This is a genomic window from Mycobacterium sp. KBS0706, from assembly GCF_005938675.2.
In the GTDB taxonomy this organism is placed as follows: domain Bacteria; phylum Pseudomonadota; class Alphaproteobacteria; order DSM-16000; family Inquilinaceae; genus Inquilinus.
Genome location: NZ_VCCH02000001.1, coordinates 194,097 through 209,156, shown reverse-complemented (window position 1 = coordinate 209,156; position 15,060 = coordinate 194,097). Strand labels below are relative to the sequence as shown.

Below are 15,060 nucleotides of genomic sequence, written 5' to 3'. Positions count from 1 at the left end.
GTTCCCCTCCCCGAAACTGCCGCTGCTTTGAATCCTCCCCCTCCCCTTGCGGACCTATGGGATTTACACATCTTCCGATCAGTGACATCAACCGCAGGTATGCGAACAGATTGCCTCTCCCGCTTGCGGGAGAGGTCGGACATCCAAAGGATGTCCGGGTGAGGGGATAGCGGCCTCCCCGAAAGCACAGCTCTGCCAGGAGCGAGTGCCTGATCCACCCCATCCTGAAACGCTGATCCTGGTGTCGCGGCCGAGCCGCCCTCACCCGGTCTCGCTGCGCGAGCCCGACCTCTCCCGCAAGCGGGAGAGGCAATTTGATAGCGCTCGGAGGTGTGTGAAGCTGATGGCGCGCGCGGAAGGGGGGACTCAAAAGACATCGGCTGATGAACGAGCGTCATCATCCCACCCCTCCCGCCGCCCTGACCCGCTCCACCGCGTCCAGCACCTTCTCCGGCGTCGCCGGCGGGTCGAGGCGGGGACACAGCTTGTAATCAGCCACGCTGGCCACAGCGTCCGAGATCGCGTGCAGCACCGAGACGCCGAGCATCAGCGGCGGCTCCCCCACCGCCTTGGAGCGGTAGATCGTCTCCTCATGGTTCCGCGTGTCGGCGAGCTTCACGTTGAAGATCTTCGGCCGGTCGCTGGCCACCGGGATCTTGTAGGTGGACGGCGCATGGGTCCTGAGGCGGCCCTTGGCGTCCCACCACAGCTCCTCCATGGTCAGCCAGCCGGCGCCCTGGACGAAGCCGCCTTCGACCTGGCCTTTGTCGATCGCCGGGTTCAGCGATTGGCCGCAGTCGTGCAGGATGTCGACGCGGTCGAGACGATACTCGCCGGTCAGGGTGTCGACCGTGACCTCGCTGACCGCGGCGCCATAGGCGAAGTAGTAGAAGGGGCGGCCGCGGCCGGCGGCGCGGTCCCAATGGATCTTCGGCGTCTTGTAGAAGCCGGCGGCGGACAGCTGCACCCGGCCGAAATAGGCGGCGCGCACCAGCTCGGGGAACGGTACCTCCTGGTCGCCGATCTGCACCACGTTGCGGCGGAACACCACCTGGTCCGGCTTGACCTGCCAGCGCTCGGCGGCGAAGGCGATCAGCCGGTCCTTGATCATCCGCGCTCCGGCCTGGGCCGCCATGCCGTTCAGGTCGGCGCCGGAGGAGGCGGCGGTGGCCGAGGTGTTCGGCACCTTGCCGGTGGTGGTGGCGGTGATGTGGACGCGACGGATATCGACCTGGAACTCCTCGGCCACGACCTGGGCGACCTTGACGTACAGGCCCTGGCCCATCTCGGTGCCGCCATGGTTCAGGTGGATCGACCCGTCCTTGTAGACATGCACCAGCGCGCCGGCCTGGTTGTAGGCGGTGAAGGTGAAGGAGATGCCGAACTTCACCGGCGTCAGCGCCAGGCCGCGCTTGAGCCAGCGGCTGGTCCTGTTCCAGGCGCGGATCTCGGCACGCCGGGCCTGGTAGTCGCTGTCGCGCTCCAGCTCCGCCACCAGCTCCGGCGCGATGTTGTCCTCGACCGTCTGGTGGTAGGGCGTCACGTTGCGGTCGTCGGTGCCGTAGAAGTTCAGCTTGCGGATCTCCAGCGGATCCTTGCCGGTGGCGAAGGCGATCTCCTCGATCAGCCGCTCCCCGGCCACCAGGCCCTGCGGTCCGCCGAAGCCGCGGAAGGCGGTGTTCGACTGGGTGTTGGTCTTCAAGGGCAGCGAGGCCAGCTGCACCGCCGGGTAGAAATAGGCGTTGTCGGCGTGGAACAAAGCGCGGTCGGTGACCGGGCCCGACAGGTCGGCCGACCAGCCGCAGCGGGCGGCCAGCAGCATCTCGACGCCCTCGATCCGGCCGTCCTCGTCGAAGCCGACCGCATAGTCGACCTCGAAATCATGGCGCTTGCCGGTGATCACCATGTCGTCGTCGCGGTCCGGCCGCAGCTTGGCGGCGCGGCCGGTCGCCTTGGCCACCAGCGCGGCCGTGGCGGCGAACAGGTTGGCCTGGGTCTCCTTGCCGCCGAAGCCGCCGCCCATGCGCCGGATCTCGACCGTCACGGCGCTGTCCGGCACGTCCAGCACGGATGCCACGATGTGCTGCACCTCGCTCGGATGCTGGGTCGAGGAATGGACGGTGACGTCGCCATCCTCGCCCGGCAGAGCCAGCGCCACCTGGCTCTCCAGGTAGAAATGCTCCTGCCCGCCGATCCGCATCCGGCCCTTGAGCCGCCGCGGCGCGGCCGCGATCGCCGCCGCGGCATCGCCGCGCTTCAGCGTCATCGGCTTGGTCACCAGCGTGCCGGCGGCCTTCGCCGCGTCGTAGTCCAGGACCGGCGTCAGCTCCTCATAGTCGATCGCGGCCAGGCGGGCGGCGCGGCGGGCCTGGTCGCGGGTCTCGGCGGCCACGGCGAAGACCGGCTGGCCGACATGCTGCACCAGGTCGGTGGCGAACAGCGGCTCGTCGCCCAGATGGTTGCAGCCGATGTCGTTCTCGCCGGGCACGTCGGCGGCGGTGAAGACGCGGACCACGCCGGGCGCCGCGCACACCTTGGCCAGGTCGATCGACCGGATCCGGGCGTGGGCGCGCTCGCTCAGCCCCAGGCACACATGCAGCAGGCCCGCCGGCTCCGGGATGTCGTCGATATAGACGGCCTCGCCGCTGACATGCTTGTGGGCGCTGTCGTGCCGGCGCGGGTCGTGCACCGCGCCGTCGATGCGGTCGGCCGCCGGCTGGGCCTTGGCTTTGGACAAGGTGGTGTCAGGCATGGGCCAGGCTCCGCTCGCCGACCAGCCGCGTTTCGGCGGCGGGATCGGCGGTTTCGGCATGCAGCTTCAGCAGCAGGTTGGCGGCGACCTTGGCGCGGTAGCCGGCGCTGGCGCGCCAGTCGGTCAGCGGGGTGAAGTCGTCCTGCATCCGCGGCAGGGCGGCGCGCACGACCTCCTCGGTCCAGGGCTGGCCCAGCAGCGCCGCCTCGGTCTTCGCCGCCCGCTTCGGCGTGCCGGCCATGCCGCCATAGGCGATGCAGATGTCGGCGACGCGGCCGCCCTCGACCCGCAGCCGGAAGGCGGCGCAGACGGCGGAGATGTCCTGGTCGAAGCGCTTGCTGATCTTGTAGGCGCGGTAGCGGTCGCCGGGCCGCAGCTTCGGCAAGACGACGCTCTCGACGAATTCGCCCGGCTGGCGGTCCTGCTTGCCATAGGCGATGAAGAAGTCTTCCAGCGGCAGCGACCGGCGCTTGTCGCCCCGGCGCAGCACCAGCGTGGCGCCGGCGGCGATCAGGGCCGGCGGCATGTCGCCGATCGGCGAGCCGTTGGCGATGTTGCCGCCAATGGTGCCGACCGCGCGCACCTGCTCGGCCCCGATGCGGCGGATCAGCTCGCCCAGGTCGGGATAGGCCCGGCCCAGCGGCCCGATCGCCTCGGCATAGGTGGTGGCGGCGCCGATCTCCAGCCCGTCCCTGGTCTCGCGGATGCCGCGCAGGTCGCGCACCCGGCCGGTGTAGATCACCGCCGGCAGCACCCGCTGCTGCTTGGTGACCCACAGCCCGACATCGGTGGCGCCGGAGACGATGGTGGCGTCCGGATGCTGCAGCAGCAGCGCGGCGAAGGCCGCCTTGGTGGCCGGGGCGTAGAAGCGGCGGGCGCCGTCGCGGACCACGACCGTCTCCTCATCCTCCAGCCCGGCGAGCCACTCGAAGACGTCCGCCTCGCGCGCGGCGAAGCGGTCGGCCTTCGGCGCGCCCAGCTGGTACATGCGCTCCCCGGCGGCGACGATCGGGGCATAGCCGGTGCAGCGGCACAGGTTGCCGGCCAGGGCGTCGTCGATCCGGCCCTCGCCCGGCACCGGGTCGTTGCGGTACAGCGCGAACAGCGCCATCACGAAGCCGGGGGTGCAGAAGCCGCATTGCGAGCTGTGGCAGTCGACCATCGCCTGCTGCACCGGGTGCAGCGCGCCATCCGCCGCCTTCAGATGCTCGACCGTCAGCAGCTGGCAGCCGTCCAGCGTCGCCAGGAAGCGGATGCAGGCATTGACCGGCTCATAGCGAACCCGGTCGCCGTCGCGCCGGCCGACCACCACGGTGCAGGCGCCGCAATCGCCCTCGGCGCAGCCTTCCTTGGTGCCGGTTTTGCGTTCCTCGATCCGCAGCCAGTCCAGCACGGTCAGGGTCGGATCGACCGTGCGGATCTCGCGCAGCTCGTCGCCCAGGAGGAAACGGATGGTGTCTCGCATGGTTCAGCTGCCGCGATAGGTGGAGTAGGACCAGGGCGAGATCAGCAGCGGCACATGGTAGTGCTGGTCGGCATGGGCGATACCGACGCGGATCGGCACCTGGTCCAGGAAGGGCGGATCGGTCAGAACCACCCCGGCGGTGCGGAAATAGGCGCCGGTGTCGAAGACCAGCTCATAGCGGCCGGGGCGGAAGGCGTCGCCGGCCATCAGCGGCGCGTCGCAGCGGCCATCGGCATTGGTGCGGGTCTCGGTGACCAGGGTGCGGTCGTCGCCATCGAGGCGATACAGGGCCACGGCGATGCCCATGCCCGGCCGGCCATGCGCCGTGTCGAGCACATGGGTGGTCAGTCGCCCCCGGTGGGATGCCGTGTCTGTGGTCATCCTGCCTCTCCGTGTTGCCGCCGGTCCCTGGCGGTCCGGCGCGCCACCGGGCATTATCGCCCCGTTTCAGCTGTGGCGCGCTTGTTGTTTGCACAATGTTTCACGCCGAGACCCGTCCTGCTCAACGGGTGTTCGGCGGAAAGACTTTCAATGCAAACGCAAAAGTGGATGCCGGCGGTGGCGGTATCCTATGTCCGGGATCACGCGTGCGAGGGAGGTCCGGTGTCCGTCTACCCGAGAAACCTGGTCGGCTACGGCCCGACCCCGCCCCAGGCCGCCTGGCCGGGCGGCGCCCGGCTGGCGCTGCAATTCGTCCTCAACTACGAGGAGGGCGGCGAGAACTCCATCCTGCATGGTGACGCAGCCTCCGAGAACTTCCTGTCCGAGATCGTCAATGCCCAGCCGCTGCCGGGCGTGCGCCACATCTCGATGGAATCCCTCTACGACTATGGCGCCCGGGTCGGGGTCTGGCGGATCCTCAGGCTGTTCGAGCGCAAGCAGATCCCGCTGACCATCTACGCCGTCGCCATGGCGGCGGAGCGGCACCCGCAGGTGATCCGCGCCATGGTCGAGGCCGGGCACGAGATCGCCAGCCACGGCTATCGCTGGATCAACTACCAGTATGTCGGCGAGGACACCGAGCGCGAGCACATCCGCAAGGCGGTGGAGATCCTGGAGCAGGTGTCGGGCCACAAGCCGCTCGGCTGGTACACCGGCCGCACCAGCCCGAACACCCGGCGGCTGGTGGCCGAGCATGGCGGCTTCCTCTACGACGCCGACGCCTATGACGACGACCTGCCCTATTGGGAAGATGTCGCGGGCAAGCCGCAGCTGATCGTGCCCTATACGCTGGACGCCAACGACATGCGCTTCGCCGCGGTCCAGGGCTTCAACTCCGGCGACCAGTTCTACGCCTATCTCAAGGACAGCTTCGACGCGCTGTACCAGGAGGGGGCGGAGACGCCGCGGATGATGTCGGTCGGGCTGCATTGCCGCATCGTCGGCCGCCCCGGCCGGATCATGGCGCTGGAGCGGTTCCTCGATTATGCGAAGCAGCATGACGGCGTCTGGTTCTGCCGCCGGGTGGAGATCGCGCGGCATTGGCGGGAGAAGCATCCGTACCGGGAGGCCGCGGCATGAGCGTTCCTCGCCCCAGCACCATGGACCGCGACCTGTTCGTCGTCCGCTTCGGCGGGGTGTTCGAGCATTCGCCCTGGATCGCCGAGGCGGCCTGGGAAACCGGGCTCGGCCATGATCAGGACACAGCTCAAGGGCTCCACGCCGCCCTTTCCGCCGTGTTCCGCGCCGCCGACCATGACCGCCAGCTCGGCGTGCTCTGCGCCCATCCCGACCTGGCCGGGCGGCTGGCGGTGGCGGGCGAGCTCACCGCCAGCTCCAGCGCCGAGCAGGCCAGCGCCGGGCTCGACCGCTGCACGCCCGAGGAGTTCGCCCGGTTCCAGGAGCTCAACGCCGCCTATGTCGAGCGCTTCGGTTTCCCCTTCATCATGGCGGTGAAGGGCCGCAGCCGGGCCGAGATCCTGGCCGCCTTCGAGCGCCGCGTCGGCAACCCGCGCGACACCGAATTCGCCGCGGCCCTGGCCGAGGTGGAAACCATTGCCCTCCTGCGACTGAAGGACCTGCTGCCGTGAGCCTCGGGACAGCGCCGACGCAGAACACCCTCGCCTATGGTCCGGCCTTGATGGAGCGCCTGGACGCCCTGGCCCGCTTCAGCGAGGACCCGGACCGGCTGACCCGCACCTTCCTGTCGCCGGCGCATCGCCAGGCGGCCGACCAGGTGCTGGCCTGGATGCGCGAGGCCGGCATGGCGGCGCGGACCGACGCCGCCGGCAATATCGTCGGCCGCTATGAAGGCGACCGGCCGGGCGGACCCGCTCTGCTGCTCGGCTCCCACATCGACACCGTCCGCGACGCCGGCAAGTATGACGGCAATCTCGGGGTGCTGGCCGCCATCGCCGTGGTCGGCGAGCTGCACCGGCGTGGCGAGCGGCTGCCCTTCGCCGTCGAGGTGCTGGCCTTCGGCGACGAGGAGGGCGTGCGCTTCCCGGTCAACCTGACCGGCAGCCAGACCGTCGCCGGCACCGTCGGCCCGGCGGTGGCCGACGCGAAGGACGACAACGGCCTGCGCCTGGGCGACCTGCTGCGCGACTTCGGCGGCGACCCGGACGGGCTCAAGGCCGAGGCCCGGCGGCGCGAGGATATCCTCGGCTATGTCGAGCTGCATATCGAGCAGGGGCCGGTGCTGGAGGCCGAGGACCTGCCGCTCGGCATCGTCACCGCGATCAACGGCGCCGCCCGCTACAACGCCACGGTCCGCGGCATGGCCGGCCATGCCGGCACCGTGCCGATGGACCTGCGCCGCGACGCGCTGGCCGCCGCCGCCTCGATGGTGCTGGCGGTCGAGCGCTGCGCCCAGGCAGGGCGCGAGGTGGTGGCGACGGTCGGGCAGCTCGACGTCCAGCCCGGCGCCGTCAACGTCATCCCCGGCGCGGTGCGCTTCACCATCGACATCCGCGCGCCGGACGATGCCGACCGCCTGGCCGCGATGGCCGAGATGACTGCGGCGCTGGAGGGCATCGCCCGCGGCCGCGGCGTCGAGCTGACGCTGGACCGCTACCATGACGGCGGCGCCGTGCGCTGCGACCCGGCGCTGATGGACAAGCTGGAGACGGCGGTCCGCCGCCACGGCCTGCCGGCCCGGCGCCTGCCCAGCGGCGCCGGCCACGACGCCATGGCGATGGCATCGCTGACCCCGGTCGGCATGCTGTTTCTGCGCTGCCGCGGCGGCATCAGCCACAACCCGGCTGAATCCATCACCGTCGAGGATGCGGACCTCGCCGTCCGCGTCCTGCTCGACCTCCTCCGCCAGTACGACCATGCCTGATACGAAAGACCTCGCGATGACCGACAGCATCGACACCGCCATTCACGACTATCTCCACGGCGCGCGCGAGCAGCAGGCCCGGTTCCTGGCGGAGCTGGTCAAGGTCCCGTCCGACAACCCGCCCGGCGACTGCGACCCGCATGCTAGGCGGACCACCGAGCTGCTGCGCGAGCTCGGATTCGAGGTCGAGGTCCATCCGGTTCCGGCCGAGCTGGCGAAGGCGCATGGCATGATCAGCGCCAGCAACCTGATCGTCCGCCGCCGCTTCGGCGACGGTCCGGTGATCGCGCTGAACGCGCATGGCGACGTGGTGGCGCCGGGCGAGGGCTGGACCCACGACCCCTATGGCGCCGAGGTGGTCGACGGCTGGATGTATGGCCGCGGCGCCGCCGTCTCGAAATCCGACATCGCCAGCTACGCCTTCGCCCTGAAGGCGCTGGAGGAAGCCGGCCGGCTGACCCGCGGCACGGTCGAGCTGCACATCACTTATGACGAGGAATCCGGCGGCGAGATCGGGCCGAAGCTGATCCTGGAGCAGGGGCTGTCGAAGCCGGACTTCGCCATCGCCGCCGCCTTCAGCTATGCGGTGGTGACCGCCCACAATGGCTGCCTGCATCTCGAGGTCGAGGTGCGCGGCCGGTCCGCCCATGCCGCGCTGCCCTCCACCGGCATCGACGCGCTGGAGGCGGCGACGCCGATCCTGGTGCGGCTGTACGAGCACCGGCGCCTGTATCCGACCACGGTGTCGAAGGTGACCGGCATCGGCTCGCCGCAGCTGACCATCGGGCTGATCGAGGGCGGCATCAACACCAATGTCGTGCCCGACCGGGTGGCGTTCCGGCTCGACCGCCGGCTGATCCCGGAAGAGAACGGCGCGGCGGTGGAGGCGGAGCTGCGCGAGGTGATCGACGACGCGGCGAAGTCCTTCCCGAAGGCGACGGTCACGGTCCGCCGCATCCTCCTGGCCGAGCCGCTGTCGCCGCTGCCGGGCACCGACCGCCTGGCCGAGGCGATCCGCCGCCGTGCCGGCCCGGTGCTGGGGGAGGAGATCCCGGTCAAGGGCGTGCCGCTCTACACCGACGCCCGGCATTATGCCGCGGCGGGGGTGCCGATCGCCCTCTACGGCGCCGGCCCCCGCACCATCGAGGACGCCAACGCCCACCGCGCCGACGAGCGGCTGAAGCTCGACGACCTGTACAAGGCGACGGAGGTCATCGCCCTGGCGGTGCGGGACCTGCTGGCGGAGTAGAAAATCAACTCTCCCCCTCCCCTCGCGGGAGGGGGAGAGTCAGAAGGTACGATTGGTATTTCGGATCGCCGCCCTTACATCGCGCCCTGCAGATGCGGCCACACCTCCATCGCGCCGCGCCAGATCATGTCGATCGACACATAGAGGATGACGGCCAGGCCGACATAGGCGATCCAGCGGTGGCGGTTCAGCAGCTTGGCGATGAAGGAGGCGGCGAAGCCCATCAGCGCGATCGACAGCGCCAGGCCGAACACCAGGATCACCGGGTGCTCGCGCGCCGCGCCGGCCACGGCCAGCACATTGTCCAGCGACATCGACACGTCGGCGATCACGATCTGCCAGGCGGCCTGGGCGAAGGTCTTGCGCGGGGCGCCGTTGCCGTTGGCGTCGTGGCCGGCCAGCGCCTCCTCGGCGGCGTGGTCCTCCTTGGCGGTGTGGCGCAGCTCGCGCCACATCTTCCAGCACACCCACAGCAGCAGCACGCCGCCGGCCAGCAGCAGGCCGACGATGGCCAGCAGCTGCGTCGTGATCAGGGCGAAGCCGATGCGCAGCAGCGTGGCGGCGGCGATGCCGATCAGGATCGCCTTGCCGCGTTGTTCCTTGGGCAGCCCGGCCGCGGCCAGGCCGATGACGATGGCGTTGTCGCCCGCCAGCACCAGGTCGATCATGATGACCTGGAGCAGGGCGGTCAGCGCCTCGCCCGTCAGCAGATGTTCCATGCGAAAACCGTCCTCTTCGTCGTGAGGAGCAGCCTGCATGCCGTTCGGATATGCATGTCGGTGATCGGCAGGCGGGCCACTCCCTTGGGGAGTTCCAGTCCGACATCGCAGATCCCGGAGGAGCTGCCAGAGGGGCCCGGCCTGGTCGCCGCCCATATAGCGACGAGGCCTCGCCGGCTCAAGCGCCGGGTCGTAGACTGCGGCGCGGACGCCGCAGGTCGTCCCAGGAGTGTGGCGGAATGGATACACATGAACCCGTGATCCGGTCCGGGGCGATCGTGCCGGAGAAGGCCGGGCAATGGGCGGGCTTCGCCGCCGGCCTGTTCGCCGCCACCGGCCATGCGGTGGAGGCCGCGCCGTCGCCCGACCTGCGGCTCAGCCTGCATGTCGGTCCGCCGGTCATGGCCCATTGCCGGGCCGAGGGGCTGGTGCAGGACCGGCTGCAGCGCGAGGGCGACATCGACCTGCTGCCGGCCGGCGCCGCCGGGATCTGGGAGGATGAAGGGCCGGCCCGGTTCCTGCTGCTGCGCCTGGCCCCGGCGCTGATGCGCAACGCGGCGGAAGGGCTTGGCCTGGCCTCCGGCCGGCTGGAGATCGCGCCGCGGCTGCAGCTGCGCGACCCGCGGATCGCGCATCTCGGCTGGGCCCTGAAAGCGGAGCTGGAGGCCGGGGCCGAGTCGGACCCACTTTACGCCGACAGCATCGGCCTGGCCCTGGCGGCCCATCTGCTGCGGCGCTACGCGGCGCCGGTGCCGGCGGCCGCTGCCGGCCAGGCGCTGTCGCGGCGGCAGCTCGCGCGGGTGCTGGAGCTGATCGAAGCACGGCTGGACCAGCGTCTGGCCCTGGCCGAGCTGGCGGCGGCGGCCGGCCTCAGCCCGTCGCATTTCAAGCCGCTGTTCAAGGCCTCGACCGGGCTGGCGCCGCACCAGTTCGTGATCCGCCGCCGGGTCGAGCGGGCGCGTTCGCTGCTGCTGGACGGAAGCCTGCCGATGGCGCAGGTCGCGCTCGACGCCGGCTTCGCGCATCAGAGCCACATGGCCCGGGCGATGCGCCGGGTGCTCGGCACCACCCCGGGCGCCCTGCGGCGCGAGCGGGGCTGAAGGCCGTCATGGCAAGACCGGCGCAGGATCGGCTACATCCCGCCCCTGGCCTTGCTATGCTGCGACGATGAGTGGCTCCCGGGACCTCAAGCGTGGGAGCTTTGCCGATCGAGGTGCCCGCCATGGCAGATGAAAACCGCTTGCCCCGATTTGCCATTCTCATCGATGCCGACAACACGTCGCCGCGCATCGCGGCCGGACTTTTCGAAGAAGTCGCCAAATTCGGCGAGGCCAGTGTCCGGCGGATCTACGGCGATTTCTCGAGCCAACGCCTGAAGTCGTGGGCGGATATCCTGCAGAAATACGCGATCGACCCGTATCAGCAATTCGCCTACACGACCGGCAAGAACGCGTCCGATATCACTCTGGTGATCGATGCGATGGACCTGTTGCACAGCGGCCGGTTCGACGGTTTCTGTCTCGTCTCCTCGGACAGCGACTTCACGCGCCTGGCGTCGCGTCTCCGCGAGCAGGGCGCCGATGTCTATGGGTTCGGGGAGCAGAAGACGCCCGAGAGCTTCCGGCAGGCGTGCCGCAGATTCATTTACACCGAGAACCTGTTGTCTGAGGCCGAGGTATCGGCTCCCGAAGAGGGGCCCTCCGCCAAGGCTCTCTGGCCCCCGGCCAAGGCCCATTCCCGTCCTGACGAAGGCCGTCGCGCAGCTGGAGGCGGAGGACGGCTGGGTTGGATTGGCCGCGGTGGGGCAGCGCCTCGCGAACATCGCCTCCGACTTCGATCCGCGCACCTATGGCTATCGCAAGCTCAGCGATCTGGTCCGACAGACCGGGGCGTTCGACATCGACCAGCCGGACGGCAAGGCCCTGCGGGTCAGGATAAGACCGACGCAACCGCCTAGGATCCGTGGTGAGGGGACTGCAGCCGCAACGAGGAAGCGGCCGCAGTCAGCCTGACGGCGGCCGGCGCACCGCTTGCGCCGGATCGAGCGCCGCCGTTCCAGCCAGGTGACCGCCGATGGCGCATGGCCGCCGTCCGTTCCGGCGCTGCGCCGTCCGTTCCGGCGCGACCGGACCGGCGCCGCCGCGGCAAAGTCCCGCCCGACCCCATCCGGGACATAGCGGGAGAAGCATCATGTTCGTCATCATCGGCGCCACAGGCCGGATCGGCGGGGCCGCGGCGCGGGAGCTACGGCGGCGGGGCAGGGCGGTGCGGGCGGTGGTCCGCGACCCCGGCAAGGCGAGCGCGCTGGCTGAGGCCGGCTGCGAGATCGCCGCCGCCGACATCGCCGACACTGGCGCGCTGACCGCGGCGCTGCAGGGTGCCGCGGGCGTGCTGGCGATCGTGCCGCTGGCCCCATCGCGCGGCGACGCCGCGGCCGAGGCCCGGGGCCTGATCGAGAGCCTGTCCTGGGCGCTGGAAGCGGCGCGGCCGCCGCGGACGGTCGCCATCTCCGACTACGGCGCCCAGCATGCGGCCGGCACCGGCATCACCGAGCTGTTCCATCACCTGGAGCAGCGACTCGGAGGCCTGCCCGGCGTGACCTTCCTGCGCTCGGCCGAGCATATGCAAAACTGGGCGCGGTCGCTGCGCCCCGCCATGGCCACCGGCTTTCTGGCCAGCCTGCACCATCCGCTCGACAAGCGCTTCCCGACCGTCTCGGCCCCCGATGTCGGGCTGATCGCGGCGGACCTGCTGGCCGCGGCGGCGGTGCCGCCGCGCATCCTCCATGCCGAGGGGCCGCAGCGCTACACCGCGCTGGACGCCGCCGCCGCTTTGGCCGGCCCGCTCGGCCGGTCGGTCCAGGCGGTGGCCTTGCCGCGCGGCCAATGGGAGCAGGCGCTGGCGGCGGGCGGGCTGAGCGAGGGCTATGTCCGACTGATCACCGATCTCTACGACGCCCACAATGCCGGGCGGATCGAGGTCGAGGGCGGCGAAGTCCGGCGCGGCACCACGCCGCTGGCCGAGGTGCTGGCTGCGCTGGTGCGCCGGGCGGCCGGCTAGCCCGGGAATTCCTCATACTGCGGCAGGTCATCGGCGATGGTGTACCAGGGCGCCTTCGAGCCGACGAAGATGTGCTCGGTCGGCCGGATGGTCGGGTCGTCGACCAGCGTGCCCATGGCGACATGGACATAGGCGCCGTCGCGGACCACCGAGAACAGCAGCGACCCGCAGGCCCGGCAATGCGTGTTGTTGTGGTCCGGCTCGCCATAGATCATCAGCGCATCCCGGCCTTGGGTCACGGTCAGCTTGCCGCGCTCGATCCCGGCGATGGGCTTGAACGCCGACCCGGTCGTCCGCCGGCAGTTCGAGCAGTGGCAGTTCAGGGCGTAGCGGAACGCGTCGGCCACTTCGTAATGGACGGCGCCACAATAGCATTTGCCGGTCAGGATGCGGCTGGTGTCGGTCACGGGCGTTTCCTCCGGGCGATGAGTTTGCGCGGAGGGTAGCGCCGTCCGCCGCTGCTTGACAGGGCAAGGTGACGGAGGTAGCGTCCGCTCATTAGAGCATAGATTGCTCAAATGTTGACGGACGCGCCGCCGTGACCCTCCAGGCCGATCTCGGGCATCGCGTCACCTCCGACGCCCAGCGCGAGCAGTTCATGGTCCAGGCGGCCAAGCTCTATTACGACCTCGACCGCAACCAGAGCGAGATCGCGCAGGAGCTGGGCCTGACCCGCTGGCAGGTCGGCCGGCTGCTGCAGGAGGCGCGCGAGACCGGCATCGTCCGCATCGAGATCGTGGCACGGGGCCAGCGCCGGCCGGACCTCGAGGCCAGGCTGCAGGAACGCTGGGGCCTGCGCGAGGCGATCGTGGTGCCCGGCCCGGCGAATGGCGAGGGCGCGGCCGACGAGGCCATCGCCATCGACGCCGTGGCCCAGGCCGCCGCGCAATACCTCGCCGCGCTGGCGCCCCGGCCGGACCTGGTCGGCGTGTCCTGGGGCCGCACCATGACGGCGGTGGCCAGGCGCCTGCCGCCGCGCTGGAACGAGGGCGTCCAGGTGGTGCTGCTGAACGGCGCCACCGCCATCCGCGGCACCGCCTTCCGCACCAACGCTGTGGCCGAGGGCTTCGCCGAGGCCGGCCCCGGCTCGGCCACCTTGCTGCCGGTGCCGGCCATCGTCGGCAACCCGGCCACCCGCGCGGTGCTGGAGGCGGATCCGGTGATCGCCGGCATCCTCGATGTCGCCCGCGCCGCCCCGGTCGCCTGCTTCGGCATGGGGCCGATGGCCAGCCGCTCGGTCCATGTCGACTCCGGCTATCTCGATGCCGGCGAGATCGCGGCGCTGCAGCGCGCCGGCGCGGTCGGCGACGTGCTGGGCCGTTTCCTCGACGCCGAGGGCCGGATCGTGTCGCCCGAGCTCGATGCCCGCACCATCGGCCTCAGGCCCGAGGCGCTGCGGGAGAAATCCCATTCGATCGGCGTCGCCGCCGGGGCGCAGAAGGCGGGCATCGCCCGCGCCTGCCTCGTCGCCGGCTTCGTCAATGTCCTGGTCACCGACGCGGCCACCGCCGCGCAGCTTCTCAGCGGAGGCACCCATGCCTGATCAACGCGCCGACGCCGACACGGCCGTCCGGAACACCCATCGCAACCCGGGCATGGCGCTGGAGCTGGACTGGGTCGAGGCGGCGCGGGTCAATCTCAGCGCCGCCGAGCGCCGGGCCGCCACCATGACCACGCGGCGCACGGTGAAGAAGGAATACCAGGCCGCCTGGCTGGTGAAGGCGCTGACCTGCATGGACCTGACCACCCTGGCCGGCGACGACACGCCGGGCCGGGTGCAGCGCCTCTGCGCCAAGGCCCGCCACCCGCTGCGCGACGACCTGGTCGAGGCGCTGGGCCTGTCCGACCGGCCACCGACCGTCGGCGCGGTCTGCGTCTACCCGGCCATGGTCGGCGCCGCGGTGAAGGCGCTGGCCGGCAGCGGCATCCCGGTCGCCTCGGTCGCCACCGGCTTCCCGGCCGGGCTGACGCCGCTGCCGCAGCGCCTGGCCGAGATCCGCTACGCGGTGGAGGAAGGGGCGGCCGAGATCGACATCGTCATCCACCGCGCCCAGGTGCTGAACCGGGAGTGGTCGGCGCTCTATGACGAGGTGCGGGCGATGCGCGAGGCCTGCGGCGAGGCGCATCTGAAGACCATCCTGGCCACCGGCGACCTCAGGACCTTGCGCAATGTCGAGGCCGCCAGCCTGGTCTGCATGATGGCCGGCGCCGACTTCATCAAGACCTCGACCGGCAAGGAGGACGTCAACGCCACCCTGCCGGTCAGCCTGGTCATGGTCCGCGCCATCCGCGACTACCTGGACCGCACCGGCGAGCGCGTCGGCTTCAAGCCGGCCGGCGGGCTGCGCACCGCCAAGGACGCGATCGCCTGGCTGATCCTGATGAAGGAGGAGCTGGGCCGGCCCTGGCTGGAGCCGGAGCTGTTCCGCATCGGCGCCTCCTCGCTGCTCGCCGATGTCGAGCGCCAGATCGAGCATTTCGTCACCGGCCGGTACTCGGCCGGCTTCCGCCACGCTTCCGCCTGAGGAGCCC

At 70.7% G+C, this 15,060-nt stretch carries 14 protein-coding genes and 1 pseudogene; 10 read left to right on the top strand and 5 right to left on the bottom strand.

The window, feature by feature from the left end:
* Window positions 1-397: 397 nt before the first annotated feature.
* From xdhB to uraH, 3 genes are read right to left on the bottom strand one after another with little or no spacing between them, the layout of a single operon-like run.
* Window positions 398-2,752 carry a xanthine dehydrogenase molybdopterin binding subunit gene (gene xdhB / locus FFK22_RS00950; protein WP_138887595.1) on the bottom strand — a complete coding sequence of 785 codons (2,355 nt, stop codon included), beginning with the start codon at window positions 2,750-2,752 and terminating at the stop codon, window positions 398-400.
* Window positions 2,745-4,217 carry a xanthine dehydrogenase small subunit gene (gene xdhA / locus FFK22_RS00945; RefSeq protein ID WP_138887596.1) on the bottom strand — a complete coding sequence of 491 codons (1,473 nt, stop codon included), beginning with the start codon at window positions 4,215-4,217 and terminating at the stop codon, window positions 2,745-2,747. Before xdhA ends, xdhB begins: the two co-directional genes overlap by 8 nt.
* A gap of 3 nt (window positions 4,218-4,220) precedes the next feature.
* Window positions 4,221-4,598: a hydroxyisourate hydrolase gene (gene uraH, locus FFK22_RS00940; protein ID WP_138887597.1), complete on the bottom strand. Its 378-nt coding sequence runs from the start codon at window positions 4,596-4,598 to the stop codon at window positions 4,221-4,223.
* A 222-nt stretch (window positions 4,599-4,820) separates the two neighbouring features.
* Here uraH and puuE point away from each other — a divergent pair, with 222 nt between their 5' ends.
* Genes puuE through FFK22_RS00920 form a run of 4 tightly spaced genes read left to right on the top strand, consistent with a single transcriptional unit; the run spans window position 4,821 to window position 8,749 of the window.
* On the top strand, window positions 4,821-5,738 hold the full coding sequence (gene puuE, locus FFK22_RS00935) for an allantoinase PuuE (RefSeq protein ID WP_306770056.1): 918 nt from the start codon (window positions 4,821-4,823) through the stop codon (window positions 5,736-5,738).
* Entirely contained in the window at window positions 5,735-6,247 is a 513-nt protein-coding gene (gene uraD, locus FFK22_RS00930) for a 2-oxo-4-hydroxy-4-carboxy-5-ureidoimidazoline decarboxylase (RefSeq protein WP_221938295.1), read from the top strand. Before puuE ends, uraD begins: the two co-directional genes overlap by 4 nt.
* A complete protein-coding gene (locus tag FFK22_RS00925) occupies window positions 6,244-7,500 on the top strand; it encodes an allantoate amidohydrolase (protein ID WP_221938294.1) in 1,257 nt (418 codons plus the stop codon). Before uraD ends, FFK22_RS00925 begins: the two co-directional genes overlap by 4 nt.
* Before the next feature lie 16 nt (window positions 7,501-7,516).
* Window positions 7,517-8,749 (top strand): ArgE/DapE family deacylase, encoded by a 1,233-nt coding sequence (locus tag FFK22_RS00920; RefSeq protein WP_221938293.1) that lies wholly within the window; start codon window positions 7,517-7,519, stop codon window positions 8,747-8,749.
* 74 nt (window positions 8,750-8,823) lie between these two features.
* Here FFK22_RS00920 and FFK22_RS00915 read toward each other — a convergent pair whose 3' ends face one another.
* Entirely contained in the window at window positions 8,824-9,468 is a 645-nt protein-coding gene (locus FFK22_RS00915; protein WP_138887599.1) for a TerC family protein, read from the bottom strand.
* 239 nt (window positions 9,469-9,707) lie between these two features.
* On the opposite strand from FFK22_RS00915, the gene FFK22_RS00910 reads away from it, so the two are divergent.
* The 4 genes and pseudogenes from FFK22_RS00910 (at window position 9,708) to FFK22_RS00900 (ending at window position 12,528) form a co-directional block, all read left to right on the top strand.
* Window positions 9,708-10,568, top strand: a complete 861-nt coding sequence (locus FFK22_RS00910; protein WP_186002237.1) for a helix-turn-helix transcriptional regulator — start codon at window positions 9,708-9,710, stop codon at window positions 10,566-10,568.
* A 122-nt stretch (window positions 10,569-10,690) separates the two neighbouring features.
* Window positions 10,691-11,059, top strand: a pseudogene (locus FFK22_RS44745) (NYN domain-containing protein); the annotation flags it as partial.
* Entirely contained in the window at window positions 10,944-11,480 is a 537-nt protein-coding gene (locus FFK22_RS44740; protein WP_373683743.1) for an OST-HTH/LOTUS domain-containing protein, read from the top strand. The pseudogene FFK22_RS44745 and the gene FFK22_RS44740, both read left to right, overlap by 116 nt.
* Before the next feature lie 178 nt (window positions 11,481-11,658).
* Entirely contained in the window at window positions 11,659-12,528 is an 870-nt protein-coding gene (locus tag FFK22_RS00900) for an NAD(P)H-binding protein (protein WP_138887601.1), read from the top strand.
* Here the strand turns inward: FFK22_RS00900 and FFK22_RS00895 are convergent.
* The gene (locus tag FFK22_RS00895; RefSeq protein WP_138887602.1) at window positions 12,525-12,935 is read right to left on the bottom strand and encodes a GFA family protein; all 411 of its coding nucleotides are present in this window, start codon (window positions 12,933-12,935) and stop codon (window positions 12,525-12,527) included. The genes FFK22_RS00900 and FFK22_RS00895 overlap by 4 nt on opposite strands.
* A 131-nt stretch (window positions 12,936-13,066) precedes the next feature.
* Here FFK22_RS00895 and FFK22_RS00890 point away from each other — a divergent pair, with 131 nt between their 5' ends.
* Together FFK22_RS00890 and deoC are read left to right on the top strand one after the other, a co-directional pair.
* A complete protein-coding gene (locus FFK22_RS00890) occupies window positions 13,067-14,071 on the top strand; it encodes a sugar-binding transcriptional regulator (RefSeq protein ID WP_221938291.1) in 1,005 nt (334 codons plus the stop codon).
* The gene (gene deoC / locus FFK22_RS00885) at window positions 14,064-15,053 is read left to right on the top strand and encodes a deoxyribose-phosphate aldolase (protein ID WP_221938290.1); all 990 of its coding nucleotides are present in this window, start codon (window positions 14,064-14,066) and stop codon (window positions 15,051-15,053) included. Before FFK22_RS00890 ends, deoC begins: the two co-directional genes overlap by 8 nt.
* The last annotated feature ends 7 nt before the right edge of the window (window positions 15,054-15,060 follow it).